The sequence below is a fragment of the Streptomyces sp. NPDC101151 genome, from assembly GCF_044768335.1.
In the GTDB taxonomy this organism is placed as follows: Bacteria; Actinomycetota; Actinomycetes; order Streptomycetales; family Streptomycetaceae; genus Streptomyces.
The window spans coordinates 85808-112452 of record NZ_JBIWPP010000022.1; the positions used below are offsets into that span (position 1 = coordinate 85808).

The following is a 26645-nucleotide window of genomic DNA, read 5'->3' on the forward strand; positions in this document are numbered from 1 at the left end:
AAAAGTAGCTCAGCCGAGGGCGGATGCGGCCCCCTTGAGCACCAATCCGGCACCCAGGGCGACGACGACCAGCGCGGACGCGAGCGGCAGGGTCCGGCGCACCAGGGCGGCCACCGGGTGTGCGGTCCAGCGCGGGCGCCGGTCCAGTACGCGGGTGACCCCCGAGCCCAGCCTGACGACGGCGAACCCGGCCGCCGTGAGCGTCAGCGCCAGCCCGGCGCCGTACGCCACGACGAGCAGCAGTCCGAACCAGGCCTTTCCGAGCGCCGCGGCCCCGACCAGCACGACGACCGCGGACGGGCTCGGCACCAGGCCGCCCGCGAACCCGAGGAGGATCGTGCCGCGCAGGGTGGGGGCGGTGGGGTGGCTGTGGGTGTGACCGCCATGGGTGTGCACCACACCACCGTGAGAGTGACGGCTCCCGTCGTGATCACGGTGGTCGTGAGGGTGGTCGTGATGGTGGGTCTGCCCGTCGTGGTGATGCCCGCTGTGCCCGTCGTGGTGATGGTGGTGATCGGCGGCGGCTTCCTGGTGCGCACCGACCAGAGCCAACGGGCGCTCCTCGGCTTCCTCGTGGGGATGCGGGTGAGCGTGCGGACGGGCGTGCGCACGGTTGCGCCAGGCCCGTCGTACGAGGTTCGCGCCCGCCACGAGCACCAGGGCGCCGCTGGCGATGCCCAGCCAGGCGATGACCGAGGGCGTGGCGGCGGAACCCGCCGTGACGAGCAGGCCCAGCGCGACCACGCCGAGGGTGTGGGTGACCGTGACCGAGGCGGCCAGGGGCAGTACGTCCCGCAGCCGGGCCCGGCCACCGCGCGCGGCCGCCGTCGCGGCCATCAGGGTCTTGCCGTGGCCCGGCGCGAGGGCGTGCATCGCGCCGAGCACGACCGCGATGAGCAGGGCGAGCGCGCCGAAGCCGAGGGTGAGGTCGTGGCGGGCGACGAGGTCGTCCAGGGCGCGGGTCCAGCGGTCGGCGCCCCGGGGCAGCACGGCGGCGCCCGGGGCGTCCTGCCGCTCCTCCGCGAGGGCCGGGCCGCCGGGGCGCGCCCGCAGGGAGGCACTGGCCGTGTCGGCCGGGGAGGACAGCAAGTCCTTGGGATAGGTGGTGAGTTCGTGCGAGACCGACTTCTTCGGTGCGTCCGTCGCGGTGAGCGTCATGCGGTCGCCGCGCGCGGTGATCTCCCGCCAGCCGGGCCCGCTGGTGGCGCCCGCACTGTGGAAGCCGAGGGCGACGGACCTGCCGCGGGGGAGGGAGGCGGTGAACCGGCACTCCACGCGCAGGGTGTTCAGCCCGGCCTGCCCGGGCCGCAGCCGGGCCCGGGCGGAGCCGGGGGCCAGGGCGGCGGAGCGTCCCCCGACGGTGAGCCTGCTGTCCCGCGCGGCCTCGGCGCACCGCCGCTCGGCCCACGTGGACAGGCCCAGCCGCTCGATGCCGGGCTCGGCCTGGGTGGCCGGGATCTCGGCGAGGTCCTCCACATGGTCGATGCGGAGCTGTCCGGGGGCGACGACGAGACCGTCGTAGCGGTTGACGGTGAAATTGCCGAGGGGGTGCGCGCTCGCGGCCGTGGCCGGGGTGAGCACGAGGGCGCAGGCGGCGGTGACGACGGCCGCGGCGGTTGCGAGTGGGCGGCGGAGGTTCACCGGGCGGCCTCCAGCGCCTTGCGGGCCTGTGCCGCGCCCAGGGGAGAGAAGCCCGGATTCAGTTTCAGGGCTGCCTGCAGGGACGCGCGGCCGTCCTTGCCGTGGTCCGTGGCCAGCTCGATCATGCCGCGGTGGTAGCGGAAGGCGGCGTTGCGGTAGCCGGTCGCCGTGGCCCGGCGGGCGTAGGGAAGGGCTTCCTCGTCACGGCCGTTGACGTGCAGCGCCCAGGCGAGGGCGTCCGCGGTGTGCACGGTGTGCCGGCGGGCCCATTCGGCGCGGGCCGCACGCAGCGCGGCCGCCTTGTCGCCGTGATCGGCGGCGGCCAGGGCGGTGTCCAGGTCGGCGTTGACGCCGTTGGCGCGGGCCAGGGCGATCCAGGCGTCGACGAGCGCGTACTGGTCGTGCGCCCTGGCCCGGTCGCCGGCCGCGCCGCGGGCCTCGTACAGCTCGCCGAGTTCGACGAGCGGTCCGGGCAGCGGATAGCGGGCGACCACGGTCTGCAGGCCCTTGATCGCCTCGTCCCGGTGTCCGCTCGCCGCCTGGGCGCGGGCCCGGCCCTCCAGGGCCGGGAGGTAGTTCTCGTCGGCGGCCAGGGCCCGGGCGTAGAAGGTGAGTGCGGAGTCGTAGTCGCCCTGGTTCCAGGCGAGTTGGCCGAGCTGGGCGGCCGCGTAGGCCACATCGCCCGGTGAAGTGGCGGCCGCGAGGGCCTGCTCGAGCACGCGCCGGGCGGTCGTCACATCGCCGCGCAGTTCGTGCACATACGCGTACCGCGTGAAGACCGGCACGCCCGGCTTGCGCGCGTCCGCGGTCCCGGCGGCCCGGGACGCCTCGGTGTACCGGCCCAGTTCGACCAGGGCGTCGATGCGCGAGGACAGCGCGCGCTCGCTGTACGGATTCTGCTTCAGGGCCTGGTCCGCGTAGGTCAGAGCGTTCTTGAAGTCGTGCCGGGCGGCGGCGAGGGCGGCCCGGCCGGCCAGGGCCTGGTCGTTGTCGGGGGCGAGCGCCAGGGACCGTTCCAGGGCCTTCTCGGCCTGCGGATAGCGGGCCGGGTCGCCCTTGGTCCGGGCCTGCTCGACATAGGCCAGGCCGAGCGTGGCCCAGCTGTCGAAGTCCCGCGGCTGGGACCGCAGATGCGACTGGAGGGCGGCGATGCCCGCGTCCAGGTTCCCACTGCCCAGTACCCCGGGATCGACGGCACTGGAGGCCGCCACGGACACCGGCCCGCCGTCCCGCGCCGCCCCCACGGCGATCGCCCCGCCGGTCAGTGCGACGGCCAGCAGGGCGGCGCAGCCGAGGAGCTGAACGGACCGCCACCGCCGTCCGGCGGCGGCGAAACGGCGGACGGCGGCGACGCGCTGCTGCTCCGTGGCGGACCCGGGAGTCCGAGGTGCGGGGGGCGATGGCGGGAGCATCGGCACGGCCTCGGACATGGCGGGCGCCGGGGCGTCACTCTCTCCCGCGCTCACCGTCCGCCCACCGCTCTCCTCGTCATTCGTACGCGGGGCCATGCCCTCTCCTAGGTCGCCTGATGATGGTGGAAGGGAAAGGCGCGGCCCGCCGTGGGGGAGTGGGAAACGGGCCGCGCCGGTTCGGTGGGTGGGGATCAGTACGGACGCTGCATCCGGCGGCGCCACCAGGCGAGGGCGGTACCGATCAGCAGGATCCCGGCCGCGCCCGAGGCCGCCGAGGCGGCGATCAGCACCGTGTTGCCCGTGCCGCCGGAGGAGGAGCCGGCCGGCTGCAGGGCGTCGCCGAGCTGGCTGCGAACGTCCGTACCCGAGGTCGTGCCCTTGGCGAGCGGACCGCGCGAACCCGAGGTGGGCTGGGCGATGTACGGGAAGTACTTCTCGAACTTCTTGTCGTTCTTGTCCACCGCGTCGCCCAGGTCGTTCTTGGAGCCGACCAGTTCGCCCTCCACGACCTGCAGCGCCTCGTCCACGACGTCGTCGGTGAGCCGGCGGCCGTTCGGGAAGCCCGCGTTGTCACCGTCCAGCACACCGAGCCGCTTGGGATGCATGGCCGGCTTGATCGAGGTGTTCAGCCGCAGCTCCTCCGAAGGCTTCACGTTCGGCGGCTGGTTGAGGCCCTTGACGCCCTTGAGGAACACGTCGACCAGGTCGTTGCGCGGCTCCGCCGGCGCCTTGATCTTGTAGATCCCCTCGATGAGCTTCGGCAGCTCGGGGTTGGTGACGTTCTTCAGGAACTGGGCGTCGTACCAGGGCTGGGACGCGTTGAACTTGTCCTTGTCCTTCTGCGGGTTGACGACCTCGTTGACCAGCGGGTTGCCCAGGCGCGAGACCTGGGAGTAGTAGCCCTGCGCGTTGCGGCGCTGGGTGGTCGACCAGATGCCGACGACCGGTTGCTTGCCGGACTCGCGGATCAGGTCGTTGGGGACCTGGAGCGCGATCGAGTTGACGTTGTAGCCCTTGAGCGTGTCCCGGCCGACCTCGGTGAGGTTGCCGCCGTACAGCAGGTCGAAGACGCGCAGGTCCAGGAAGAACGGGTCGTCGGCCTGGCCGGCGAAGGTCGCGGCACCGCCCGCCGTCTTGTACACGGCCTGGGTGCGCAGTTTGCCGTAGTCCGGCATGGACGCCTTGCCCACGTTCGACGGCGCCACCGGTACGTCGTCCGCGAGCTTCGTCTTCGACATCACGTGCTGGTTCTTCAGCCGGATCAGGTCGATGTCGTAGGTCTGCGTGACGTTCAGGTCGGGATCGTCCAGGCTGGTGACCGGACCGGTGTTGTACAGGAAGGTGTTGCCGTTCTTGGTGTGCGTCTTGAAGGTGTAGCGGAACAGCAGCTCACCCTGCGCGTCACCGTTGTTGTCGACGTGGATGTCGTACTGGGCGTCGTCCGCGAACGTGTAGAAGTTCGGTCCGCCCGCCGGTTCCTCGAACGGGATCCAGTTCGCCACGATGGTCGTGGTGTCGGGCTTGTCCGGACTGACGAACGCGTACAGGTCCGTGTTGTCGTACTGCGGGGTGCCCGAGATCAGCGGGGCCTCCCGGTGGGAGGAGGCGGAGGCCGCCCCGGGTTCCAGCGTGGCGACACCGGCGGCTGCGAGCCCTCCGGCGGCCAGCGCACCACAGATGAGCGTGACCAGGCCCTTGCGTCCTGTGCCGCTCCTGGAGAAGAGAGGTGTCATGCCGTCCGTCCTCAGTGCCAACTTGCCTTGACGGACGGGTATACGGAGCCGGCAGGGCGATCGGATTGGTCGGAAGGAAAAAATCTTTTCGGCTTTTCGGACCCGCGTTTTCGGCCCGCTGATCCGTATCACCCGCCGGAGGTGTGCGCTCGTGCGGATGCGTGGAGTCAGAGGCAGGGCCGGCTGCGGCCACGGAAGGGGGACCGGGGTGGAGGCGGACGAGCTTCTGGTGCTCGTGGCCGGCGGTGACCAGAAGGCATTCGAGGATCTCTACGGAATGGTGTCGGGACCGGTGTTCGGGCTCGTACGGCGGGTCGTGCGCGATCCCGCCCAGTCGGAGGAGGTCGCCCAGGAGGTGCTGCTCGAACTGTGGCGCTCTGCCGCCCGGTTCGATCCCGGCCGGGGCAGCGCCCTGTCCTGGATCCTCACCCTCGCCCACCGCCGTGCCGTCGACCGGGTGCGCAGCGCCCGCGCGGCGGGTGAACGCGAGCAGCGTGAGGCCCTGCGCGCCGGGGAACCCGCCTTCGACCACGTGGCCGAGGAGGTCGAGGCCGGTCTGGAGCGCGAGTGGGTGCGCCGCTGCCTGGACCGGCTCACCGCGCTGCAACGCCAGTCCGTGACCCTCGCCTACTACGACGGCTACACGTACCGTGAGGTGGCCGAGCGGCTCTCGCTGCCGCTGGGCACGGTCAAGACGCGGATGCGCGACGGACTCACCCGGCTGCGCGAGTGCCTGGGAGGTGCCGCATGAGCATCCTCGGCCGTCTGCTGGGCCGCGAGGAACTGCACTCCCTCGCCGCGCCCTACGCGCTCGACGCCCTCGAACCCGGCGAGCGGCGCCGCTTCGAGAAGCACCTCAAGGACTGCGACCGCTGTGCCGCCGAGGTCCGGGTCCTGGCCGAGGACGCGCTGCGCCTCGCCTGGTCCACGGCGGCGCCCGCACCGGCCGCCCTGCGCGACCGGGTCCTGGCCGCCGTCCGCACCACCCCGCAGGAGCAGTCGCTCACGCCCGCCCGCGAGCGTGCCCCCCAACTGCCGCCGCACGTCTGGGGCACCCAGCCCCCGCCCGCGCGGGCCCGTACGCCCCGGACGCGTCCCTTCTTCGTCCCCTTCGCCACGGCGACCGCCGCCGCGGCCCTCGTCGTCGCCTCCCTCTTCGCGGTCCAGGCACACCGCACCCAGGAACGGCTCGACGCGGAGCAGGCCCAGGCACGTGAGATCGCCCACGTTCTCGCCGCTTCCGACGCCCGCGCCGGGGGCAGCAAGGACGCTCGGGGCCGCAGTATCGGAGTGATCGCTTCCGCATCGGAGGGGCAGGCTGTCGTCACGCTCAGCGGATACGGCACCCCGCACGGCGGCCGCGTACATCAGCTCTGGCTCATGCGCCCCCATGTGCAACCGCGCTCCCTCGGGCTCTTCGCGGGCGACACGCCCTTGGTCGCCAAGGGTCTCGACAAGTCCTCGACGTCACTCGCCGTAACCGTCGAGCCTGATGGCGGCTCAGCGCAGCCCACCGGCCAGCCCGTTGTCCAACTCACCCTGAAATCGGTCGGATTCGGAGAGTAGTCATCGAGGGATGGTCAACCGCCTTGCAGGGAAGGTGAATCCTGTGGCCGTGATACCCGCGTGCCCCCCTGGGGCGATAGGGTTACCCTGCCCGGGCCGGGTGGACTCGTACGGGTGGGGAGTGACATGGAGCAGATAACAGTGCGCAGCAGGGCCAGGGTCCCTGCGATCACCTGCGGAAGCAGCGCGACCAGTTCGCGCCTGGACCGCCATCTGTCGGTGCTGGCGGGTCCCGCCATACCGCAGCGGGAGACGGTCGAGGCCACGTCGCTGATGCTTGAGCTGACGGCACGTGACACCGCGCACAAGCGCAGCGACCGAGGTGCGCGGGTTCGCCGCGTCTCCCTCTTCGCTCCGCTGCGCCGGCTGCGCCGCTCGCTGTTCGGCGGTCACTGAGAAGTCACTGAGCGAACCAGCGGTCCCTGGAACCCTTCCAGGAGGCCCGCGCTCAGGCCGCCACACCGTCCCGGCGCAAGGCTGCGATCTCGTCGTCCGTCATCCCCACGGCATGCAGCAGCGCCTCGGTGTGCTGTCCGAGCGCGGGCACCTCGCCCATCCGCGCCTCGTCCCCGCCCGGCAGTGTGATGGGAGGCAGCAACGCCTTCAACGGCCCGACCGGCGAACCCACCCGACGCCACCGCTCCCGGGCCGCGAGCTGCGGATGTTCCGCCAGCTCGTGCAGATCCCGCAGCCGGGCGCAGGCGATACCCGCCTGCTCCAGCCGGGCCAGTGCCTCCTCGGTGGCCAGCGCACCGAGTGCCCCGGCGACCAGCGCGTCGGTCCCTTCGCGGTTCGCCACCCGCGCCGCATTGGTCGCGTAGGCCGGATCCGTCCCCCATTCCGGTCGGCCCATGACCTGTTCGGCCAGCCGCCGCCACTCCCGGTCGTTCTGCACCGACAACAGCACCCGCCCGCCGTCCGCCGTCGCATAGGCGTCGTAGGGCGCGATGACGGCGTGCGCGAGCCCGGTGCGCGCAGGGGGCTCACCTCCGTGCATCGCATGGTTCAGCGGATGCCCCATCCACTCGGCCAGCGCCTCCAGCATCGACACCTCCACCGGCCCGCCCCGCCCGGTCGTGCCGCGCCGCACCAGCGCGGCCAGCACACCCGAGAAGGCGTACATGGCCGCCGCGATGTCCGCCGCCGGAATCCCCGCCTTGACGGGCTGCCCGGGCGTACCCGTCACCGAGACCAGCCCCGCCTCGCACTGCACGAGCATGTCGTAGGCCCGTTTGTCCGCGTACGGCCCCGAACTGCCGTACCCCGAGATGTCCACGGCGACCAGCCGCGGATGTGCCGCGCACAGCGTGACCGCGTCGAGCCCCAGCCGCGCCGCGGCCCCCTGGGCCAGGTTCTGCACGAACACGTCCGCGTCCGCGATCAGCCTCCGTACGACGTCCAGACCGCGCGGGTCCTTGAGATCCAGGGCGAGGGACTCCTTGCCGCGGTTGCACCACACGAAGTGCGAGGCGAGACCGCCGGCCGCGGTGTCGTAGCCACGGGCGAAGTCGCCGCCGTCGATCCGCTCCACCTTGATCACCCGGGCACCCAGATCGGCGAGCTGCCGAGTCGCGAAGGGCGCGGCCACGGCCTGTTCCACGGCGACGACGGTGATGCCCTCCAGGGGCAGCGGAAGAAGATCCATGGGGTGGATGATCTCCTCCGACCGGCCGCTCTGTCAGTACCGTCTCACTGCATTCCATCGGCGTGGCCGCATGCCGGACGGTCTGCCCGGCGCCGAGCCGGGCCGCACCGGCGCGCTGCAGGCGACGACCGTGGGTCCGCGCGCCCAGATCGAATCAAGCGCACGATGCCCGTCCGGGACTCTTCCCTGCCCCGCCGGGCCAGGGGAGCCGAGGACATCGCGCGCCTCGGGACCGCTCTGCGCCACGGCTAGAGCAGCGCGAACTGGCCCTCCGGGCCCTCCTCGTGGTGGTCGAGGACCGAGGCGGGACGGCGGGCGGCTTCCGGGCCGGGGAGCACGCCCGCCCGGTGGAGGTCGGCAGCCGAGATCGGCGAGGTCTGCGTCAACTCGGCTCGCTGCGGACGGAGCTCCGCCAGCAGGGCCAGGACCGTGATCAGTTCCAGGAGTTCCGAGGTCCAGGTCTGGGACCAGGCCGCGGGGCGGATCGCGGCCAGGGTGCCCGGGTCGGCCGGAGCCGTGCGGGCGGCGAACCAGGTCTCCAGGACGGGGACCCCGGCCACCTCGTAGTCCCAGGCCTCCGGCGGGACCGGGGAGACGCGCCCCTCGTCGAGGTGCAGGGTCTCCTCGTCGCGGTCGTAGTGGAGCGTCAGCGGTCGGCTGGGCAGGGGTGCGCGGACGTAGGGGCGGCGGCCGCCCGGGAGCTTGGGGCGTTCGCCGTCGCGGCGCATCAGCCACAGGACCCGGTGTCCCCACTCCAGGCCCCGCGCCCAGAGGGCGGCGTCCTCGGTGAGCGGCACGGTCAGGTCCGGGCGGACCGTCGCCAGGATCCACGCCAGTACGTCCGGTGGGGTGGGGCGTTCGCCCAGGCGGGCGGAGAGGTGGTCCAGCAGGCCCGGCGCCAGGTTCGGTTCGGTGCCGCCCGGGCGGCGGTACAGCGGGCGGACGCGGCCGGCGCGCAGGGTGGGCAGCAGGGAGGTCGCCAGCAGAGGGTGGCCCTCGGCCGTCTCCGCGCCCGTCTCCACCGTGAAGACCTGGTGTCCGTCCGCCACCCGCCACAACTCCGGGCGAGCCGTGTCGATCAGCCGGTGGTCCGGGATCAGCCACTGCTCGTCGAAGGGCGCCGAAAGGACCCGTACCGGCTCGGCGCAGGGGCCCTCGGCGCGCGCCAGCCGCTCCGTGCCGGAGGACTGGCCCGGCAACTGCCCCACCGCGGACTGCAGGGTGCGGGAGCGGGTCGGCTCGAACAGGGCTTCCCGGTCCGGCCCTTCGGCCTTCAGCAGGGCGTCCCAGCGGGCCTTCGGGGAAACCGGATCGGGTGCCGTCGGCCAGGCGCGGCCGGGCCGCAGCGGTGCGACGGACCACGGCATGAGGTCCGCCAGCAGCGGAGCGTCGTCGTGCGTCACGCTGGGCATGGTACGGCCTGGTGCCGCGAGGCGGGTCAGGTGGCGTCCAGGGTCACCGTGAAGGAGAAGCGGTCGCCCCGGTAGTGGATGACCGCCACGTCCAGCACTCGGCCCTGGGCGTCGTACGTCACGCCCGTGTAGTGCAGGATCGGGCTGAGCAGCGGCACCTGGAGCAGGCGTGCGGTCTCCGGGTCGGCGAGCCTCGCCTCCACCGTGTCCGTGATGCGGCTGATGTCCGCCCCGACGACGTCCCGCAGCACCTTGGTCATCGGCCAGCGGAGCAGGTCCTCCCGGTCGATGCGTGCGGCCAGTTCGGGGCGGACGTGGTTGCGGGCGTGATTGGTCGGCTCGCCGGTCTTCTCGTCGCTGCGCAGACGGTGGTACGTCGACACCTCGGCGAGGTCCGGGAAGTACTCGGCGAGTTCGCCGGTCACGGGCGCCGTTCCGTGGTCCAGCAGCTCGGTCGTCATACCGGACTGCTGGGCCACGATCGCGTCCACCGAGCCCAGCAGCCGCACCGGGGCCCCGCGTCGCACCCCGGGCTCGATGAATGTGCCGCGCCGTCGGTGCCGGCTGATCAGTCCCTCGTCCTCCAGCTCCTTCAGCGCCTGCCGCATGGTCAGCACGCTGACCCCGTAGTGCTCGGCGAGCTGCTCCTCGGTGGGCAGCCGCAGCGGGTCCCGCGGCGAGCGGCCGAGTATGGAGGCCCGCAGCGACTGCGACACCTGGTACCACAGCGGCAGCTTGCGGTTCAGGACGATCGAATCCGGAGCGAAGGAGGTCACATGGCTATCCGTACCTGTTGAAGAACGTTCAGTGCAACGCAGTCGTCACAGCGCGCGGAAGTGACGCTCAAGAGCCTGCCAGACGTCGTCGTACCGCTGCTGGAGGTGGTCGGCCCGCACCGCCTGCGAAGTGAGCGTCACCGGCCAGCGCGTCTCGAACATGAACGCGAGGCCGTCGTCGATCCTCTGCGGCTTCAGCTCGGCCGCGCTCGCCCGGTCGAAGGTCTCCCGGTCGGGGCCGTGCGCGGACATCATGTTGTGCAGCGAGCCGCCGCCCGGCACGAAGCCCTCCGCCTTGGCGTCGTAGGCGCCCTCGACGAGGCCCATGTACTCGCTCATCACGTTCCGGTGGAAGTACGGCGGCCGGAACGTGTCCTCGCCCACCAGCCAGCGGGGTGCGAAGACCACGAAGTCGACACCGGCCAGGCCCGGGGTGTCCGACGGGGAGGTCAGGACCGTGAAGATCGACGGGTCCGGGTGGTCGTACGAGATGGTGCCGATCACATTGAAACGGCGCAGATCGTAGACGTAGGGCACATGGTTGCCGTGCCAGGCGACCACATCCAGGGGGGAGTGGCCGTAGGTGGCCGTCCAGAGGTTGCCGCAGAACTTGTTCACCACCTCCACGGGCCCCTCCACGTCCTCGTACGCGGCCACCGGCGCCCGGAAGTCACGGGCGTTGGCGAGTCCGTTGGCGCCGATGGGGCCGAGGTCGGGGAGCTGGAAGGGCGCCCCGTAGTTCTCGCACACGTACCCCCGGGCAGACTCGTCCAGCAGCTCCACACGGAAGCGCACCCCACGGGGAATCAGTGCCACCTGGGCCGGTTCCACATGGAGCCTGCCGAACTCGGTGTGCAGCAGCAGCCCGCCGCGCTCCGGCACGATCAGCAGTTCCCCGTCGGCGTCGGAGAAGACCCGGTCCATCGAGGAGTCGGCGTAGTAGAGGTGCACGGCCATGCCGGTGCGCTGGGTCGCATCGCCGTTGCCGCCCAGGGTCCACAGGCCCGCCAGGAAGTCGGTACCCGCCGGCGGCTCGGGCAGCGGGTTCCAGCGCAGCCGGTTGGGGTCGGGCACCGCCTCGGCGAAGGGAGCCGTGCGGATCGCGCCGTTGCCGGTGCGGGTGAACGCCGGGTGCGCGGCCGACGGGCGGACGCGGTACAGCCAGGAGCGGCGGTTGTGCGCCCGCGGTTCGGTGAACGCGGTACCGCTCAGCTGCTCCGCGTACAGGCCGAGCGGCGCGCGCTGCGGCGAGTTACGGCCCTCGGGCAGGGCGCCCGGCACCGCCTCCGAGGCGTGTTCGTTGCCGAACCCGGACAGGTACGACAGTCCCTCGGCGGTCTTCCGTGCGTCCCCGCTCATGATCGCTCCCTTGCGCTCCCGATTCCTATGTATCACCGTAGGAATGCTTGAGGGAGGGCGCAAGAGGGCCCCGGGTCCTCCCTCCGAGGTAGGGCGGGAACCAGACTTCAGGGGGATTCGGGCGGCCGGAGCGTTGTTCTAGTCTCGCGGACATGTCATGGACGCGTAGATTCTGGGCCGCGTTCGCGGTCTGCGTCCTGCTGCCGTTCGGGGCGCAGGGCTGCGAGGCCGGTGCGGCGCACGAGCATGCCGAGGCCGTCTCGCCCTCGCCCGTGGGCAAGGTCCTGGACGACACCGACGGGACGGGCCGGCATCTGCGCGAGGTCGCGACGAAGAACGCGCCCGAGGTCGGCGTCGAGGTTGCCCCGGATGCCGCCGGCGGCTGGGACCTCCTGCTGAACCTGCGCCGCTTCCGCTTCTCCCCGGCCGACGCGAGGCCGAAGGCGGTACCCGGGCGCGGACTCGCGTACCTCTTCGTCGACGGCCGCCCGGTGAGCCGGCTGCGCGCGCCCGAGTACCACCTGGCCGGCCGCCTCGTCCCGCACGGCACCCACCACGTCACCGCCCGCCTGTACGCCGATGACGGCACGGTGTGGTCCGTGCACGGCAAGCCGGTCGAGAGCACCGCCGACATCACGGCGTCCGGCGCGGAGACGGACGCGGCGACGACACCCTGATGAGTGCAACATCACCCTTCTCCGTACTGGGGGGCGAGGTTCACCGGACCCCGGCGGAAAGGCATCATGAAGTCCGTGCCCCACGCGACATCGCTTCGCCGCGCCCCCGTCCAGCGCCGCAGCGCCGAACGGCTGACCAGGATCCTGGACGCCTGCGCCGACCTCCTCGACGAGGTCGGCTACGACGCCCTGAGCACCCGCGCGGTCGCCCTGCGCGCCGGTGTGCCCATCGGTTCGGTCTACCGCTTCTTCGGCAACAAGCGGCAGATGGCCGACGCCCTCGCCCAGCGCAACCTGGAGCGGTACAGCGTGCACGTCACAGAGCGGCTGAAGCAGGCACAGGGGGGCGACTGGCGGGCCGCAATGGACGCCGTGCTGGACGAGTACCTGAGCATGAAGCGCACCGCGCCCGGCTTCTCCCTGGTGGACTTCGGCAACCAGATCCCGGTCGGCGTGCGGCACGCCGAGCCGAACACCCGGGTCGCCGAACGCCTCACCGACCTGCTCGCCGGCTTCCTCGGCCGCACCCCGGACGAGGAGCTGCGGCGCGTCTTCCTGGTCGCCGTGGAGAGCGCGGACACCCTGGTGCAGCTGGCCTTCCGGCTCGATCCCCAAGGGGACGAGGCGATCATCAGGGAGACGCGGGAGCTGCTGCGGGCGTACCTGGGACGGGTCCTCGACTGACGGCCTCCGCGGGCTGCCGCGGAACGCTCGGCGCAGAGGGCTCCCCACCATGCCAACCGGTCGGTATGCTCGGCCGCGAGCCCGTCTGTGCTCGAGCGGCACCGCTGCCGACCCTCCGGGAGGATCCGTGTCCCGCACCGCCCTGCGAATCTGCCCCCTGTGCGAGGCGACCTGCGGGCTGACCCTCACCATCGAGGGCACCCGTGTCACCGGCGCCCGCGGCGACCGCGAGGACGTCTTCAGCAAGGGGTTCATCTGCCCCAAGGGCGCCTCCTTCGGCTCCGTCGACGGAGATCCCGACCGGCTGCGCACCCCGCTCCTGCGCGAGGACGGCGCCCTGCGCGAGGCCACCTGGTCGGAGGCCTTCGACGCGGTCGCCGCCGGCCTGCGCCCGGTCGTGGACCGCTACGGACCCCACGCCCTCGGTGTCGTCCTCGGCAACCCCAACGTGCACACCATGGCCGGCGCCCTCTACCCGCAGGTCCTGCTCGGCGCCCTGCGTACCCGCAGTCTGTTCACCGCCTCCACGGTCGACCAGATGCCCAAGCACGTCTCCAGCGGACTGCTCTTCGGCGACGCCAACGCCATCCCGGTGCCGGACCTCGACCACACCGACCACCTGCTGCTGATCGGTGCCAACCCCCTGGAGTCCAACGGGAGTCTGTGCACCGCCCCGGACTTCCCCGGAAAGCTCAAGGCCCTCAAGGCCCGCGGCGGCCGGCTCACCGTTGTGGACCCGCGCCGCACCCGGACCGCGAAGCTCGCCGACCGGCACCTCGCGGTCCGCCCGGGCACCGACGCCCTGCTGCTCGCCGCGATGGCCACCGTGCTCTTCGAGGAGGACCTGACCGACCTCGAGGACCTCGCCCCGCACGTCCAGGGCGTCGAGGAGGTGCGCGACGCCCTGCGGGAGTTCACGCCCGAAGCCGTCGCCGGTGCCTGTGACGTCGAAGCGGCCGTGATCCGCACCCTCGCCCGCGAACTCGCCGCCGCCCCCACCGCCGCCGTCTACGCCCGCATCGGCAGCTGCACCGTCCCGCACGGCACCCTGGCGAGCTGGCTGGTCGACGTCCTCAACGTCCTCACCGGCAACCTGGACTGGCCGGGCGGCGCCCTGTTCCCGCAGGCCGCCACCGACAGGACGCCCCGCCCGGCGGGCCCCGGCCGCGGCTTCGCGCTCGGCCGCTGGCGCTCCCGGGTACGGCAACTGCCGGAAGCCAAGGGGGAGTTGCCGCTCGCCGCGCTCGCCGAGGAGATCGACACCGGCACCGAGGAGGGCGAGCCGATCCGCGCGCTCGTCGTGGTCGCGGCCAACCCGGTGCTGTCCGCCCCCGACGGCGACCGCCTCGACAAGGCCCTGGACTCGCTGGACTTCATGGTCAGCGTCGACCCCTACCTCAACGAGACCTCCCGCCACGCCGACGTCGTCCTGCCCCCGCCTCCGCCGTCGCAGAGTCCGCACCACGACTTCGCCTTCAACACCCTCGCCGTCCGCAACCAGGTCCGCTACAGCCGCCCCGCCGTCCCGCTGGAACCGGGCCGCATGGCCGAGACCGAGATCCTCGCCCGGCTGACCCTGGCCGCGACCGGTATGCACGGCGCCGACCCGGCCGCCGTGGACGCGATGGTGATCGACCAGACCCTCGGCAAGGCCGTCCAGGAGCCCCACTCCCCGGTGCACGGCCGTGACCCCGGGGAACTCGCCGCACAGCTCACCGGGGACACCGGCCCCGAGCGCCGGCTCGACCTCATGCTGCGCCTCGGCCCCTACGGCGACGGCTTCGGCGTACGACCCGACGGCCTGACCCTGGCCCGGCTGCTCGCCCACCCGCACGGCATCGACCTCGGCCCGCTGCGCCCCCGTCTGCCGCAGCCGCTGAAGACCGCCAGCGGCAAGGTCGAGCTGCTGCCCGAGCCGATCGCCGGCGATCTGCCACGGCTCCGGGCGGCCCTGCGTGAGCGCCCCACGGGGCTCGTCCTCGTCGGCCGCCGCCATCTGCGCTCCAACAACAGCTGGATGCACAATGTGCCGGCCCTCACCGGCGGCTCCAACCGCTGCACCCTGCACCTCCATCCCGAGGACGCCGCACGCCTCGGGGTGCGGGACGGTGAGCCGGTGCGCGTGAAGGGCGCCGGGGGAGAGGTGACCGCGCCCGCCGAGGTCACCGACGGCGTCAGGCCGGGTGTGGTGAGCCTCCCGCACGGCTGGGGCCACGACCGCCCCGGCACCCGGCTGAGCCACGCCACCGCCACCCCCGGCGTCAACGTCAACCAGCTCCTCGACGGCAGTCTGCTCGACCCGCTCTCGGGCAACGCGGTCCTCAACGGAGTGCCGGTCGTCGTGGCAGCCGTGACCGAAAAGCTCGCACCCGTGACCTGAGCAAAGCTGTGACCTGGACTTTTGCGCTTATTGCTCGCGTGTCAACGTCTTGTTAACGCTGTTTGAACGGACCTAACGTCATCGCACCGCCGGCCCTGGTGGGAGTTCAAGGGCGAACGTTAGGTATCCATTCATGCTGACCATCCTCGGCTTCGCCATGATCGCGACCTTCCTGGTCCTGATCATGCTGAAGAAGATGTCGCCGATCGCGGCACTCGTGCTGATTCCCGCACTGTTCTGCGTGTTCGTCGGCAAGGGCGCGAAGCTCGGCGACTACGTCATCGACGGCGTCACCGACCTCGCCCCCACCGCGGCGATGCTCATGTTCGCGATCGTCTACTTCGGAGTGATGATCGACGTCGGACTGTTCGACCCGATCGTCCGGGGCATCCTGAAGTTCTGCAAGGCCGATCCGCTGCGCATCGTCGTCGGCACGGCCGTCCTCGCCGCGATCGTCTCGCTCGACGGCGACGGCTCGACCACCTTCATGATCACCGTCTCGGCGATGTACCCGCTGTACAAGCGCCTGAAGATGAGCATGGTCGTGATGACGGGTGTGGCCGCCATGGCCAACGGCGTGATGAACACCCTGCCGTGGGGCGGCCCGACCGCCCGTGCCGCCACCGCGCTGAAGGTGGACGCCGGCGACATCTTCGTCCCGATGATCCCGGCCCTGGCCATGGGCCTGCTGTTCGTCTTCGCCCTCGCCTACGTGCTCGGCCGCCGCGAGCGCAAGCGGCTCGGCGTGCTGACGCTGGACGAGGTGCTGGTGGAGGAGGCGGAGACGGTGCTGGTGGGCGCCGGTTCCGGCCAGGGCGTCAAGCGCGCCGGAGGTTCCGGTGGCGGCGCCGGTCTGCCGCAGGAGCCGGAGGAGGACGGTTTCCAGGGCCTCGACCCGGACCGCGCCACGCTGCGCCCCAAGCTGTACTGGTTCAACGCGCTGCTCACGGTCGCGCTGCTCACCGCCATGATCATGGAGTGGCTGCCGATCCCGGTGCTGTTCCTGCTCGGCGCCGCGCTCGCGCTCACCGTCAACTTCCCGCACATGCCGGACCAGAAGGCGCGCCTGGCCGCGCACGCCGACAACGTCCTCAACGTCTCGGGCATGGTCTTCGCCGCCGCCGTCTTCACCGGCGTCCTGCAGGGCACCGGCATGGTCGACCACATGGCCACGTGGCTGGTGGACAACATCCCCGCCGGCATGGGCCCGCACATGGCCTTGGTCGCCGGTGTGCTGAGCATCCCGCTGACGTACTTCATGTCCAACGACGGCTTCTACTTCGGCATCCTGCCGGTGCTCGCCGAGGCGGGCCAGGCGCACGGGGTGTCCTCGCTGGAGATCGCCCGCGCCTCGATCGTCGGCCAGCCGCTGCACATGTCCAGCCCGCTCGTCCCCGCCGTGTACGTCCTCGTCGGCATGGCCAAGGTCGAGTTCGGCGACCACACCAGGTTCGTGGTGAAGTGGGCCGCCCTGACATCCCTGGTCGTGCTGGGGGCAGGGATCCTCTTCGGCATCATCTGATCTCCCGGAGAGGAAAAGTTCCATGGTGCCCGGTGGGAACCGCGGCTGGCTGCTCCGCCTCGTCATCGCCTTCGGCTTCGCGCAGGGGGCGGTGTCGATGGCCCGGCCCGCCGTCTCCTACCGGGCCCTCGCGCTGGGCGCCGACGAGCGGGCGGTCGGCATCATCGCGGGCGTCTACGCCCTGCTCCCGCTCTTCGCCGCCGTACCGCTCGGCCGCCGCACCGACCACGGCCGCTGCGCACCCCTGCTCCCGCTGGGCGTGGTTCTCGTCTCCGGTGGCTGTGTCCTGAGCGGACGCGTGAACTCCCTGTGGGCGATGGCCCTGTGGAGCGGAGTGATGGGCCTCGGCCACCTCTGCTTCGTGATCGGCGCCCAGTCCCTGGTGGCCCGCCGGTCCGCGCCGCACGAACAGGACCGCAACTTCGGGCACTTCACCATCGGCGCCTCCCTCGGCCAGCTCATCGGCCCGGTCGCCGCGGGCGCCCTGATCGGCGGACCCGACAGGGCGGGCAGCAGCGCGCTGGCCCTGGTCGTGGCGGGCGCCGGCGGGGCGGTCGCGTTCACCTCGCTGTGGCGCATCGAGGACCGTACGGCCGTCGACTCCCGTTCCCCGCAGGGCGACCGGGTGCCCGTCGGGGGGATCCTGCGCGCCCGGGGCGTGCCCGCGGGCATGCTCATCAGCCTCTCCGTGCTGTCCGCCACCGACATCCTCACCGCCTACCTCCCGGTGGTCGGCGAGCACCGGGGCATCGCCCCCTCGGTGGTCGGTGTCCTGCTCAGTCTGCGCGCCGGGGCCACCATCGCCTGCCGTCTCGTCCTCACTCCGCTGCTACGACTGCTCGGCCGGCCCGCGCTGCTCACCGTGACCTGCCTGCTGGCGGCCGTCCTCTGCGCCGGCGTGGCCCTGCCCGTGCCGGTGTGGGCGCTCGGACTCCTGCTCACCGTCCTCGGCTTCTGCCTGGGCGTCGGGCAGCCGCTGTCCATGACCACGGTCGTCCAGGCCGCGCCGGAGGGCGCCCGCTCCACAGCCCTCGCCCTGCGGCTGACCGGCAACCGGCTCGGTCAGGTCGCCGCACCGGCCGCCGCGGGCCTGGTCGCGGGCGTGGCGGGCGTGGCCGCGCCGTTCGTGATGCTCGGGGCGCTCCTGCTGCTGTCGTCGGGGGTGGCACTGCGGTCACCGGGCGGGAGAAGACCTGCCGAGGGGGCCGGTCCGGTGCCGCCGGCACGGCGGAAGGGCTCGGCGTTGCGCCGCACGAGCGATATCTGACGGCGCGTCCGGCGTGGCGCGGTGGGCCGTGGAGTGCATGAGTGACAGTCCCAACGAAAGGCCGATTTGTATGAAAATCGTCTAAAACGGAGGAGCCTGCATGCACACCCTGAGACTTCCACGGACTTTCTCCCGCGCGGGCGCCACCGTCGGCCTCACCGCCCTCGCCGCGGCGGGCGCGTCATGGGTGGCGGCGCCCTCGGCGGTGGCCCAGGGGGAGAACGGCGACATCAGGATCCACCGCGTGGGCGTGCCCTTCGGTGTGTCCAAGGACGACCCGGTGGCCTGCCGGTTCTACCTCGACGCCGTCAACTTCGACATCCTGCCCAACATCGCCTACATCATCCAGGCGCAGCCTCCGTTGCCCACCACCGCCACCATGACCGGCATCATCCAGCTCACGGGCGGCGCCGGACACACCGACGCGTTGGGTCTGGCCGACGGGCAGTACAAGCTCACCTGGGTCACGGGGGGTGCCCCCAGGGAGAAGCTCTTCCGCATCAACTGCAAGGACGGCAAGCTGGACGGGGCGCAGGGCCCGGGGCAGATCGAGGACCACCAGGGCGACCAGCACGGTGACCAGCAGGGCGACCAGCACGGCGACGAGCACGGTGACGAGCACGGTGACTCGGCCTGGGGCCAGGGCGGTGACCGGGGCGACGGTCCGAAGGGCGGAGTGCACGCGGGCGGCGGCGGCCTCGTCGACACGGCCGCTGCGTTCTCGCCCGTGGCCGCGGCCGCGGCCGTGGGTCTGGTCTCGGTCTGCTGCGCCGTGTACGTCCGGCTGATCCGCCGTCGGCCGCATGGTGCCGCGTAGACGCAGACGCAGGCCGTGGTACCGGACCCGCGCCTACCGCCTCGCCAGGACGGCCCTGCTCGCGGTCGTCCTGGTGACGGTGGGGGTCCGCTGCGGCGGCGACGACCGGCCGGACACCCCCGTCCGGGCGGGCCACGAGAACTCCGGCCCGACGCCCCCGCCCCGCCCGCTGCCCCGGTCCCGTCCGACGTCCTTCCGTATTCCGTACCTGGGGATCGACGCACCGATCATCGGTCTACGGCTCGACCGGGAACGGCAGTTGGAGACGCCGCCGCTCGACCGGCCGAAGGAGGTCGGCTGGTACCAGGGCGGCCCCACGCCGGGGGAGTCCGGCACCGCGATCGCCGTCGGCCACCGTGACACCAGGACCGGCGCCGCCGTCTTCGCCGCGCTCGCCCAGGTGAAGACCGGCAAGCTGATCGAGGCCAAGCGCGCGGACGGCCGTACCGCCGTCTACACCGTGGACCGGGTGAAGGTCTTCGACAAGACCGGCTTCCCCGACAAAGAGGTCTACGGTCCGACGGGCCGCCCGGAACTGCGCGTGCTCACCTGCGGCGGCCTGTTCAGCCGGCGCACCGGATACACGAGCAACGTGGTGGTCTTCGCCCATCTCAGCGCGACGAAGTGACCGCACGGTGCGGACGCGACGCCCGCACCGGCGATCCGAACCCCCGATTCCGTTTCCGCCGCTGCCTGGGGCGCACCGTCCGATGCCGCATGCCGTCTTCCCCGGCCGGGCACCTTCCGTTAACTTCCGTGACGCACAGGCCCCTTGCGACCCGTACGAGGCCTTCGGACCCACGGAGCGGCGGTGCTCCGGACAGCCCCCGGGGGCAGCAGTCATGACACGCGCCATCTCTCTGCACGACGTGAGCAAGGCCTACACGCGGGGCACCCGGGTGGTGGACCGGCTCTCGCTGGACATCGCGCCCGGAGAGTTCCTGGTCCTGCTGGGCCCCTCCGGCTGCGGAAAGTCCACCGTGCTCCGCATGATCGCCGGCCTCGAGGACATCGACGAGGGCGAACTGCTCCTCGACGGCGAGTACGCCAACGACTGGCAGCCCTCCGAGCGGCACATCGCGATGGTCTTCCAGAACTTCGCCCTCTACCCGAGCATGACCAGCCGCGACAACATCGGCTTCCCGCTGCGCATCGAGGCCCCGGGCACCGACCCCCGCCCACGCGTGGACGCGACCGCCCGCATGCTCGGCATCGAGGATCTGCTCGACCGCTTCCCCAGCCAGCTCTCCGGCGGCGAACGCCAGCGGGTCGCCATGGGCCGGGCGATCGCCCGCCACCCCTCCGCCTTCCTGATGGACGAGCCGCTGTCCAACCTCGACGCCAAGCTCCGCAACCGCCTGCGGGCCGAGATATCGCAACTCACCCGGGAGTTGGGCGTCACCACGGTGTACGTCACCCATGACCAGGCCGAGGCCATGTCCCTCGGCGACCGGGTCGCCGTGCTGCGCGGCGGAGTGCTCCAGCAGGTCGGCAGCCCGCGCGAGGTGTACGCGCTGCCCCGCAACGTCTTCGTCGCCGCGTTCATCGGCACCCCGCGCATCAACCTGTTGCGCGGCCTGGTCCGCGCTCCGCTGGACGGCGCGATGACCATCAGCCTCGGCAAGCAGTATCTGCGGCTGCCCGAACCGCTCACCCTGGACCACCAGTTGCTGCGGGTCCAGCAGGGCCGTGAGGTCATCGTCGGGCTGCGCTCGGAGGCGGTGCGCATCGCCAAGCACAGCGCGGCCCGGCCCGGCGAGGTGCCGCTCACCGGGCTGGTGGAGCACATGGAGTTCCAGGGGCACGAGACCCTCGTCCACTTCAACACCGGCTCCCGTCCCGCCTTCGTGTCCGAGCTGGAGGCACCGCGCCCGGCCGCCCGGCCCGCGCGCCGGCGCCGCCGGGAGGGGCCGCGCGTGCTGGACCGGCTGCGGGAGCGGGCGGGTTCGCTGCGCGCCGGGCCGGTGGTGGTCCTGGAACATCCGCCGGGGCGGGAAGGTGACGCCGCGCCCGACCCCGCGCCCCCGGAGGGCCGGCTCCCCGGCGACCTGGTCGTCCGCACCACCCCGGACATCCGGCTGCGCCACGGCATGCAGGTCCCGCTCCTCGTCGACCTCGCCCATCTCTTCGTCTTCGACCAGCACGGCGACCGCATCTGCCCGGCTCCGGCGCGGCTGCCGGACCTGGACGAGTGACTTCCGCCCGGAACGCGGGCACGGGGGAGCGAGCTCCGCTAGAGATGCGTGCATGAACGTGCACTTCACCCGAAGCCGGGCCGTCCTCGGGGCGGTCGGGCTTCTCCTGGCCGTCGCCGCTCCGACCGCCTACGCGGCGCTCGACGGCGCCGATCCCGTCGTACCGCAACGCGGTACGCCCTACGTCGAGACGCAGCTCTTCTTCGGCACCGAGCGCCCCGACGGCGGACCCGTCGTCACCGACGAGCAGTTCATGGCCTTCGTCGACCAGGAGGTCACGCCCGGCTTTCCGCACGGGCTCACCGTGCAGAACGGGCGCGGACAGTGGCAGGACGCGAGCGGCACGATCGAGAAGGAGCGGTCGTACGAGCTGATCCTGCTGTACCCGGTGGTGGAGGCCGTCGAGAGCGACCGGAGGATCGAGGAGATCCGCACGGCGTACGAGAAGGCCTTCGGCCAGGAGTCCGTGGGGAGGGTGGACGACCGGGCCCGGGGCGACTTCTGATGTCATGGGGCAGTCTGGTGCGCGAAAACTAACGCCGCTAGTTTGTGCACCGGACGACGACACGGCCCCGCCCGGGAGGAAGCACCATGAAGGCACACGACGGCCTGTACATCGACGGCGCCTGGCGCCCCGCCGAGAGCCGGGACGTGATCGAGGTCGTGAACCCGGCCGACGAGCAGGTCATCGGCCGGGTCCCGGCCGGGAGCGCCCTGGATGTCGACACCGCCGTACGTGCCGCGCGCGCCGCCCTTCCGGGCTGGGCGGCCACACCTCCGGCCGAGCGGGCCGCGCGCCTGGCCGCGCTGCGGGACGTCCTGGTGGCCCGCAAGGACGAGATCGCCGAGACGGTCACCGCCGAACTGGGCGCCCCGCTGCCGTTCTCGCAGACCGTGCACGCCGGTGTGCCGATCGCGGTCGCGGGCTCCTACGCCGAGCTGGCCGCGACCCACTCCTTCGAGGAGAAGGTCGGCAATTCCACCGTCCTGCACGAGCCGGTCGGCGTCGTCGGCGCGATCACCCCCTGGAACTACCCGCTCCACCAGATCGTCGCCAAGGTCGCCCCGGCGCTCGCCGCGGGCTGCACGATCGTCCTCAAGCCCGCCGAGGACACCCCGCTGACCGCCCAGCTCTTCGCCGAGGCGGTCCACGAGGCGGGCGTCCCGGCCGGCGTCTTCAACCTCGTCACCGGCCTCGGCCCGGTCGCCGGGCAGGCCCTCGCCGAGCACCCGGGCGTCGACCTGATCTCCTTCACCGGCTCCACGGCGGTCGGCCGGCAGATCGGCGCGGTGGCCGGCGCGGCCGTCAAGAAGGTGGCGCTGGAACTGGGCGGCAAGTCCGCCAACGTCATCCTGCCGAGCGCCGACCTCGCCAGGGCGGTGGGCGTCGGCGTCGCCAACGTGATGTCCAACTCCGGTCAGACGTGCAGCGCCTGGACCCGGATGCTGGTCCACCGCGACCGGTACGAGGAGGCCGTCGAACTGGCCGCCGCGGCCGCCGCCAAGTACGGCGACCGCATCGGCCCCGTCGTCAGCGCCGAGCAGCAGGCGCGGGTGCGCGGCTACATCGAGAAGGGCATCGCCGAGGGCGCCCGCCCGGTCGCCGGCGGACCCGAATCCCCGCACGAGAAGGGCTACTTCGTCAGCCCGACCGTCTTCGCCGACGTCACCCCGGAGATGACGGTCGCACAGGAGGAGATCTTCGGCCCGGTCCTCACGATCCTGCGCTACGAGGACGAGGAGGACGCCCTGCGCATCGCCAACGGCACCGTCTACGGCCTCGCCGGAGCCGTCTGGGCCGGTGACGAGGCCGAGGCCGTCGCCTTCGCCCGGCGCCTGGACACCGGCCAGGTCGACATCAACGGCGGCCGGTTCAACCCCCTCGCCCCCTTCGGCGGCTACAAGCAGTCCGGGGTCGGCCGGGAACTCGGCAGCCACGGACTCGCCGAGTACCTCCAGACCAAGTCCCTCCAGTTCTAAGGAAGTCCGCGAGTCATGGCCGTACGAGCCGCCGTCCTGCCCGCCATCGGCGCCCCCCTGGAGATCACCGACATCGAGCTGCCCGACCCGGGACCCGGACAGGTCCGTATCCGCCTCGCCGCCGCCGGCGTCTGCCACTCCGACCTGTCCCTGTCCGACGGCACCATGCGGGTGCCGGTCCCGGCGGTCCTCGGCCACGAGGGCGCCGGTACGGTCACGGCCGTGGGCGAGGGCGTCACCCATGTGTCGCCCGGCGCGTCCGTCGTCCTCAACTGGGCCCCCTCCTGCGGAAGGTGTCACGCCTGCACCCTCGGCGAGGTCTGGCTGTGCGCCAACGCGCTGAACGGCGCCGCCGACGTCTACGCCCGCACCGCCGACGGCACCGACCTCCACCCCGGCCTGAACGTCGCCGCGTTCGCCGAGGAGACGGTGGTGGCCGCGTCCTGCGTGCTGCCGCTCCCGGAAGGCATCCCGCTCACCGACGCGGCCCTCCTCGGCTGCGCCGTCCTCACCGGTTACGGCGCCGTCCACCACTCGGCACGGGTCCGACGGGGCGAGACGGTCGCGGTGTTCGGCGTCGGCGGAGTCGGCCTGGCCACCCTCCAGGCGGCCCGCATCGCGGGTGCCTCCCGGATCATCGCGGTCGACATCTCCCCGGAGAAGGAGGAACTGGCCCGCGCGGCCGGCGCCACCGACTACGTCGTCGCCTCCGACACCACCCCGCGCGAGATCCGCGCCCTGACCGGCAAGCAGGGCGTCGACGTCTCCGTGGAGTGCGTGGGCCGCGCGGTCACCATCCGCGCCGCCTGGGAGTCCACCCGCCGGGGCGGCCGGACGACCGTCGTCGGTATCGGCGGCAAGGACCAGGAGGTCACCTTCAACGCCCTGGAGATCTTCCACTGGGGCCGCACCCTGTCCGGCTGCGTCTACGGCAACACCGACCCGGCCCGCGATCTGCCGGTGCTGGCCGAGCACGTACGGGCCGGCCGGCTGGACCTCTCGACGCTGGTCACCGAACGGATCGCCCTGGAGGGCATCCCGGCGGCCTTCGACAACATGCTCGCGGGCAAGGGCGGCCGGGCGCTGGTGGTGTTCTGAGGCTCAGCCGACCTTCTCGGGTCGCGGCTCCCCGGCCGCGACCCGCCGCGACCGCCCGCGCACCCGGGACCGCGACACCGCCACGCCCGCGAGGCACAGTGCCCCGCCTCCCAGCGTGAGCGGTTCCGGCACCTCCCCGAGCGCCAGCCACGACATCAGCACGACCAGGGCCGGAACGGCGTACGTCGTCGCGCCCATCCGGCTCGCGGTGGTCCGGGCGAGGGCGTAGGCCCAGGTGGTGAAGGCGAGAGCGGTCGGAAAGACGCCCAGGTACACCATGTCGAGGGTCGCCGGCAGGGGAGCGCGGGCCGCTTCGCTCACCAACTGCCCGGCGAACGGCAGACAGACCACGGCACCGACGAGACACCCGAACGTCGTCACCTGCAGGGCGCTGGCCTGCCCGAGCGCGGGTTTCTGCGCGACGACCCCGAAGGCGTACCCCACGGCCGCCAGCAGACACAGCGCCACGCCGAGCACCGAGGATCCGCCCCCGGCCGACATCGACAGGCCCACGGTCACGGCTCCGGCGAACGACACGGCCATCCCGGCCAGCAGCCGGGGCGGCATCGGGTCGCCGAGCAACCGGGCACCGAGCAGGGCTATCAGCAGCGGTCCGACGTTCACGACGAGGGCGGCAGTACCTGCGTCCACCTGCTGCTCACCCCAGTTCAGGGCCACCATGTAGAACCCGAACCACAACACCCCGGACAGACCGATGCCGCGCCAGGCGGACCGCGGCGGCCACCCCTCCCGCCGTACGGCGCACAGGACCCCCAGTGCCACTGCTCCGGCAAGCAGCCGACCGAGCGCGAGCGCACCGGGCGAGTAGGCGTCCCCCGCGCTACGGATCGCCACGAAGGCGGAGGCCCACAACACGACTGTGATCACGGCCGCGCCGGTGGCGAGTATCCGGGGGCGGGACGGGGCGTTGTTCATCATGCTCCTGAGGCTAGGCAGCGGCAGAGATGCCGGCTGGCGGAATTCGGACGGGGTCCGCCCGGACGGGTACGGCGAGCGCGTCCCTGCGGGAACTCAGCGCAACTCGGCCGCCTCGATGCCCAGCAACTCGGACAGCGCCCGCTCGCCCGACGGAGTCACCTGCACCGCACGCTCGGAGCCGATCCGCACGCACCACCCCGTGTCCAGCGCATGCAGGCACAGTGCCGCCCCTGCCGCCCCCGCGAGATGAGGACGCCGCTCGGTCCAGTCGAGACAGGCACGGGCGAGCGGCCGGCGTCCCCGGCGGTCTAGGGGGATGCCCGCGGACCCGAACCACTCCAGCCCCGCGTCGGTGAGCGCGAACCCGGTGTCCTGCCGAAGCAGCCCCCGCTCGGTCAGGGCGTCGGTGACCGCGATGCCGAGCCGCCCGGCGAGATGGTCGTAGCAGGTGCGGCCCCGGGCCATCGCGGAGCCCGCGCTCGCCTCCCGCAGCGTGCGCGGGCGTACGGCCTCGGCGGGGTCAAGCTGCGCGGCGAGATCCTCGACGAGCTGGGCCACCCGCGTGCCGGCCAGCCGTACGTACCTGTGCCGCCCCTGTCGCTCCTCGGTGAGCAGCCGGCCCGCGACCAGCTTGCCGAGGTGCTCGCTCAGCGTGGACGCGGCGACCCCGGCGTGCCTGGCCAGCTCGCCGGCGGTCCAGGCCCGCCCGTCCAGCAGCGCGAGCAGACATGCGGCCCGGGTCTCGTCGGCGACCAGCGACGCGAGGGACGCGAGGCCGGCGGCCCGGGAGTCCTTGGTGGTCATGCACTCAGCATGCGGCACCGATACTTCGGCCCGGGCCGAAGTGTTCTCACACGCTCTGCCGTACCTGCTCGTACTGCTGCGCCAGTCCGTCCAGCAGCGCCGTCAGCCCCGTCTCGAAGGCCCGCTCGTCGATCTTCTCCTGCTGTTCGGCCAGCAGGTGCGCCTGCCCGAGGTGGGGATAGTCGGCGGGGTCGTACGCGCTCTCGTCGTCCACGAAGCCCGCCGCGAAGGAGCCGAGCGCGGAGCCCATGATGAAGTACCGCATGAGCGCGCCGATGGACGTGGCCTGGGCCGGCGGCCAGCCCGCGTCGACCATCGCGCCGTACACGGCGTCGGCCAGGCGGAGGGCGGCGGGGCGGCGGCCGGGCCCGCGGGCCAGGACCGGGACGATGTTCGGGTGGTCGCGCAGGGCCGCGCGGTAGGAGACCGCCCAGTCGTGCAGCGCGGTCCGCCAGTCCCGGCCGTCCTCGAACATGGACAGGTCCACCAGCCCGCTCACCGAGTCCGCGACCACCTCCAGGATCTCGTCCTTGGTGCGGAAGTGGTTGTAGAGCGAGGGCCCGCTCACCCCCAGCTCGGCGGCGAGCCGTCGGGTGGAGACGGCCGCCAGGCCCTCCGTGTCCACGAGTTCCCGGGCCGTCTCGACGATCCGGTCGGTGCTGAGGAGGGGCTTGCGCGGTCGGGCCATGGCGCACATAGTAGGGCTGCAGCCGGAAACTAGCAGTGCTAATTTAAATG

Annotated in this window: 24 protein-coding genes; 14 read left to right on the forward strand and 10 right to left on the reverse strand. The window is 72.3% G+C overall.

Annotated elements, in window-relative coordinates:
• Nucleotides 1–9 precede the first annotated feature (9 nt).
• The 3 genes from ACIRU3_RS31860 to ACIRU3_RS31870 all read right to left on the reverse strand — a co-directional run bounded on the left by ACIRU3_RS31860 (nucleotide 10) and on the right by ACIRU3_RS31870 (nucleotide 4786).
• A complete protein-coding gene (locus tag ACIRU3_RS31860) occupies nucleotides 10–1641 on the reverse strand; it encodes a nickel transporter (RefSeq protein WP_404063538.1) in 1632 nt (543 codons plus the stop codon).
• Nucleotides 1638–3149 (reverse strand): tetratricopeptide repeat protein, encoded by a 1512-nt coding sequence (locus ACIRU3_RS31865; RefSeq protein ID WP_404063540.1) that lies wholly within the window; start codon nucleotides 3147–3149, stop codon nucleotides 1638–1640. The genes ACIRU3_RS31860 and ACIRU3_RS31865 overlap by 4 nt, the downstream gene beginning before the upstream one ends.
• Nucleotides 3150–3244: 95 nt before the next feature.
• Complete coding sequence (locus tag ACIRU3_RS31870) at nucleotides 3245–4786, reverse strand: DUF4331 domain-containing protein (RefSeq protein ID WP_404063543.1); 1542 nt, start codon at nucleotides 4784–4786, stop codon at nucleotides 3245–3247.
• A 208-nt stretch (nucleotides 4787–4994) separates the two neighbouring features.
• Between ACIRU3_RS31870 and ACIRU3_RS31875 the strand changes: the two genes are divergently transcribed.
• The 3 genes from ACIRU3_RS31875 to ACIRU3_RS31885 all read left to right on the forward strand — a co-directional run bounded on the left by ACIRU3_RS31875 (nucleotide 4995) and on the right by ACIRU3_RS31885 (nucleotide 6748).
• On the forward strand, nucleotides 4995–5537 hold the full coding sequence (locus ACIRU3_RS31875) for a sigma-70 family RNA polymerase sigma factor (protein WP_404063546.1): 543 nt from the start codon (nucleotides 4995–4997) through the stop codon (nucleotides 5535–5537).
• Entirely contained in the window at nucleotides 5534–6352 is an 819-nt protein-coding gene (locus tag ACIRU3_RS31880) for an anti-sigma factor domain-containing protein (protein WP_404063549.1), read from the forward strand. Before ACIRU3_RS31875 ends, ACIRU3_RS31880 begins: the two co-directional genes overlap by 4 nt.
• Before the next feature lie 126 nt (nucleotides 6353–6478).
• Nucleotides 6479–6748 carry a hypothetical protein gene (locus ACIRU3_RS31885; protein WP_404063552.1) on the forward strand — a complete coding sequence of 90 codons (270 nt, stop codon included), beginning with the start codon at nucleotides 6479–6481 and terminating at the stop codon, nucleotides 6746–6748.
• A gap of 52 nt (nucleotides 6749–6800) precedes the next feature.
• On the opposite strand, the gene ACIRU3_RS31890 is transcribed toward ACIRU3_RS31885, so the two are convergent.
• The 4 genes from ACIRU3_RS31890 to hmgA form a co-directional block, all read right to left on the reverse strand.
• Nucleotides 6801–7997, reverse strand: coding sequence for a CaiB/BaiF CoA transferase family protein (locus ACIRU3_RS31890; RefSeq protein WP_404063555.1), 1197 nt, complete (start codon nucleotides 7995–7997; stop codon nucleotides 6801–6803).
• Nucleotides 7998–8245: 248 nt separating this feature from the next.
• Complete coding sequence (locus tag ACIRU3_RS31895) at nucleotides 8246–9409, reverse strand: type ISP restriction/modification enzyme (RefSeq protein ID WP_404063558.1); 1164 nt, start codon at nucleotides 9407–9409, stop codon at nucleotides 8246–8248.
• Nucleotides 9410–9435: 26 nt separating this feature from the next.
• On the reverse strand, nucleotides 9436–10185 hold the full coding sequence (locus tag ACIRU3_RS31900; RefSeq protein ID WP_404063561.1) for a GntR family transcriptional regulator: 750 nt from the start codon (nucleotides 10183–10185) through the stop codon (nucleotides 9436–9438).
• A gap of 45 nt (nucleotides 10186–10230) precedes the next feature.
• Nucleotides 10231–11544, reverse strand: coding sequence for a homogentisate 1,2-dioxygenase (gene hmgA / locus ACIRU3_RS31905; protein WP_404063564.1), 1314 nt, complete (start codon nucleotides 11542–11544; stop codon nucleotides 10231–10233).
• A gap of 152 nt (nucleotides 11545–11696) precedes the next feature.
• Here hmgA and ACIRU3_RS31910 point away from each other — a divergent pair, with 152 nt between their 5' ends.
• The 11 genes from ACIRU3_RS31910 (at nucleotide 11697) to ACIRU3_RS31960 (ending at nucleotide 24164) form a co-directional block, all read left to right on the forward strand.
• Entirely contained in the window at nucleotides 11697–12221 is a 525-nt protein-coding gene (locus tag ACIRU3_RS31910) for a hypothetical protein (RefSeq protein ID WP_404063567.1), read from the forward strand.
• 66 nt (nucleotides 12222–12287) lie between these two features.
• Nucleotides 12288–12905, forward strand: coding sequence for a TetR family transcriptional regulator (locus tag ACIRU3_RS31915; protein WP_404063571.1), 618 nt, complete (start codon nucleotides 12288–12290; stop codon nucleotides 12903–12905).
• A gap of 127 nt (nucleotides 12906–13032) precedes the next feature.
• Nucleotides 13033–15285: a molybdopterin oxidoreductase family protein gene (locus tag ACIRU3_RS31920; protein WP_404063573.1), complete on the forward strand. Its 2253-nt coding sequence runs from the start codon at nucleotides 13033–13035 to the stop codon at nucleotides 15283–15285.
• Nucleotides 15286–15418: 133 nt separating this feature from the next.
• Nucleotides 15419–16807, forward strand: coding sequence for a CitMHS family transporter (locus ACIRU3_RS31925; RefSeq protein WP_404063576.1), 1389 nt, complete (start codon nucleotides 15419–15421; stop codon nucleotides 16805–16807).
• Between the two features lie 22 nt (nucleotides 16808–16829).
• A complete protein-coding gene (locus ACIRU3_RS31930) occupies nucleotides 16830–18074 on the forward strand; it encodes an MFS transporter (RefSeq protein WP_404063578.1) in 1245 nt (414 codons plus the stop codon).
• 100 nt (nucleotides 18075–18174) lie between these two features.
• Entirely contained in the window at nucleotides 18175–18891 is a 717-nt protein-coding gene (locus ACIRU3_RS31935) for a hypothetical protein (protein ID WP_404063581.1), read from the forward strand.
• Complete coding sequence (locus ACIRU3_RS31940) at nucleotides 18878–19519, forward strand: class F sortase (protein WP_404063584.1); 642 nt, start codon at nucleotides 18878–18880, stop codon at nucleotides 19517–19519. Before ACIRU3_RS31935 ends, ACIRU3_RS31940 begins: the two co-directional genes overlap by 14 nt.
• A 214-nt stretch (nucleotides 19520–19733) precedes the next feature.
• Nucleotides 19734–21086, forward strand: coding sequence for an ABC transporter ATP-binding protein (locus tag ACIRU3_RS31945; RefSeq protein ID WP_404063587.1), 1353 nt, complete (start codon nucleotides 19734–19736; stop codon nucleotides 21084–21086).
• Between the two features lie 52 nt (nucleotides 21087–21138).
• Nucleotides 21139–21591: a DUF3574 domain-containing protein gene (locus tag ACIRU3_RS31950; RefSeq protein ID WP_404063590.1), complete on the forward strand. Its 453-nt coding sequence runs from the start codon at nucleotides 21139–21141 to the stop codon at nucleotides 21589–21591.
• 86 nt (nucleotides 21592–21677) lie between these two features.
• Entirely contained in the window at nucleotides 21678–23066 is a 1389-nt protein-coding gene (locus ACIRU3_RS31955) for an aldehyde dehydrogenase family protein (protein WP_404063592.1), read from the forward strand.
• A gap of 15 nt (nucleotides 23067–23081) precedes the next feature.
• Nucleotides 23082–24164 (forward strand): Zn-dependent alcohol dehydrogenase, encoded by a 1083-nt coding sequence (locus ACIRU3_RS31960; RefSeq protein WP_404063594.1) that lies wholly within the window; start codon nucleotides 23082–23084, stop codon nucleotides 24162–24164.
• 3 nt (nucleotides 24165–24167) lie between these two features.
• Here the strand turns inward: ACIRU3_RS31960 and ACIRU3_RS31965 are convergent, their stop codons facing one another.
• The 3 genes from ACIRU3_RS31965 to ACIRU3_RS31975 all read right to left on the reverse strand — a co-directional run bounded on the left by ACIRU3_RS31965 (nucleotide 24168) and on the right by ACIRU3_RS31975 (nucleotide 26595).
• Complete coding sequence (locus ACIRU3_RS31965) at nucleotides 24168–25100, reverse strand: DMT family transporter (protein WP_404063712.1); 933 nt, start codon at nucleotides 25098–25100, stop codon at nucleotides 24168–24170.
• Nucleotides 25101–25196: 96 nt separating this feature from the next.
• Nucleotides 25197–25907: an ArsR/SmtB family transcription factor gene (locus ACIRU3_RS31970; protein ID WP_404063597.1), complete on the reverse strand. Its 711-nt coding sequence runs from the start codon at nucleotides 25905–25907 to the stop codon at nucleotides 25197–25199.
• A 46-nt stretch (nucleotides 25908–25953) separates the two neighbouring features.
• Nucleotides 25954–26595: a TetR/AcrR family transcriptional regulator gene (locus ACIRU3_RS31975; RefSeq protein ID WP_404063599.1), complete on the reverse strand. Its 642-nt coding sequence runs from the start codon at nucleotides 26593–26595 to the stop codon at nucleotides 25954–25956.
• Nucleotides 26596–26645 lie beyond the last annotated feature (50 nt).

Excerpts from the sequence above, each read along its gene's own strand:
- ACIRU3_RS31925 (WP_404063576.1), top strand. The coding sequence starts at position 15,419 with ATGCTGACCATCCTCGGCTTCGCCATGATCGCGACCTTCCTGGTCCTG.
- ACIRU3_RS31870 (WP_404063543.1), bottom strand. The coding sequence starts at position 4,786 with ATGACACCTCTCTTCTCCAGGAGCGGCACAGGACGCAAGGGCCTGGTC.
- ACIRU3_RS31965 (WP_404063712.1), bottom strand. The coding sequence starts at position 25,100 with ATGAACAACGCCCCGTCCCGCCCCCGGATACTCGCCACCGGCGCGGCC.
- hmgA (WP_404063564.1), bottom strand. The coding sequence starts at position 11,544 with ATGAGCGGGGACGCACGGAAGACCGCCGAGGGACTGTCGTACCTGTCC.
- ACIRU3_RS31885 (WP_404063552.1), top strand. The coding sequence starts at position 6,479 with ATGGAGCAGATAACAGTGCGCAGCAGGGCCAGGGTCCCTGCGATCACC.
- ACIRU3_RS31960 (WP_404063594.1), top strand. The coding sequence starts at position 23,082 with ATGGCCGTACGAGCCGCCGTCCTGCCCGCCATCGGCGCCCCCCTGGAG.
- ACIRU3_RS31890 (WP_404063555.1), bottom strand. The coding sequence starts at position 7,997 with ATGGATCTTCTTCCGCTGCCCCTGGAGGGCATCACCGTCGTCGCCGTG.
- ACIRU3_RS31950 (WP_404063590.1), top strand. The coding sequence starts at position 21,139 with ATGAACGTGCACTTCACCCGAAGCCGGGCCGTCCTCGGGGCGGTCGGG.
- ACIRU3_RS31865 (WP_404063540.1), bottom strand. The coding sequence starts at position 3,149 with ATGGCCCCGCGTACGAATGACGAGGAGAGCGGTGGGCGGACGGTGAGC.
- ACIRU3_RS31975 (WP_404063599.1), bottom strand. The coding sequence starts at position 26,595 with ATGGCCCGACCGCGCAAGCCCCTCCTCAGCACCGACCGGATCGTCGAG.
- ACIRU3_RS31945 (WP_404063587.1), top strand. The coding sequence starts at position 19,734 with ATGACACGCGCCATCTCTCTGCACGACGTGAGCAAGGCCTACACGCGG.
- ACIRU3_RS31880 (WP_404063549.1), top strand. The coding sequence starts at position 5,534 with ATGAGCATCCTCGGCCGTCTGCTGGGCCGCGAGGAACTGCACTCCCTC.
- ACIRU3_RS31935 (WP_404063581.1), top strand. The coding sequence starts at position 18,175 with ATGCACACCCTGAGACTTCCACGGACTTTCTCCCGCGCGGGCGCCACC.
- ACIRU3_RS31895 (WP_404063558.1), bottom strand. The coding sequence starts at position 9,409 with ATGCCCAGCGTGACGCACGACGACGCTCCGCTGCTGGCGGACCTCATG.
- ACIRU3_RS31930 (WP_404063578.1), top strand. The coding sequence starts at position 16,830 with ATGGTGCCCGGTGGGAACCGCGGCTGGCTGCTCCGCCTCGTCATCGCC.
- ACIRU3_RS31915 (WP_404063571.1), top strand. The coding sequence starts at position 12,288 with ATGAAGTCCGTGCCCCACGCGACATCGCTTCGCCGCGCCCCCGTCCAG.
- ACIRU3_RS31955 (WP_404063592.1), top strand. The coding sequence starts at position 21,678 with ATGAAGGCACACGACGGCCTGTACATCGACGGCGCCTGGCGCCCCGCC.
- ACIRU3_RS31910 (WP_404063567.1), top strand. The coding sequence starts at position 11,697 with ATGTCATGGACGCGTAGATTCTGGGCCGCGTTCGCGGTCTGCGTCCTG.
- ACIRU3_RS31970 (WP_404063597.1), bottom strand. The coding sequence starts at position 25,907 with ATGACCACCAAGGACTCCCGGGCCGCCGGCCTCGCGTCCCTCGCGTCG.
- ACIRU3_RS31940 (WP_404063584.1), top strand. The coding sequence starts at position 18,878 with ATGGTGCCGCGTAGACGCAGACGCAGGCCGTGGTACCGGACCCGCGCC.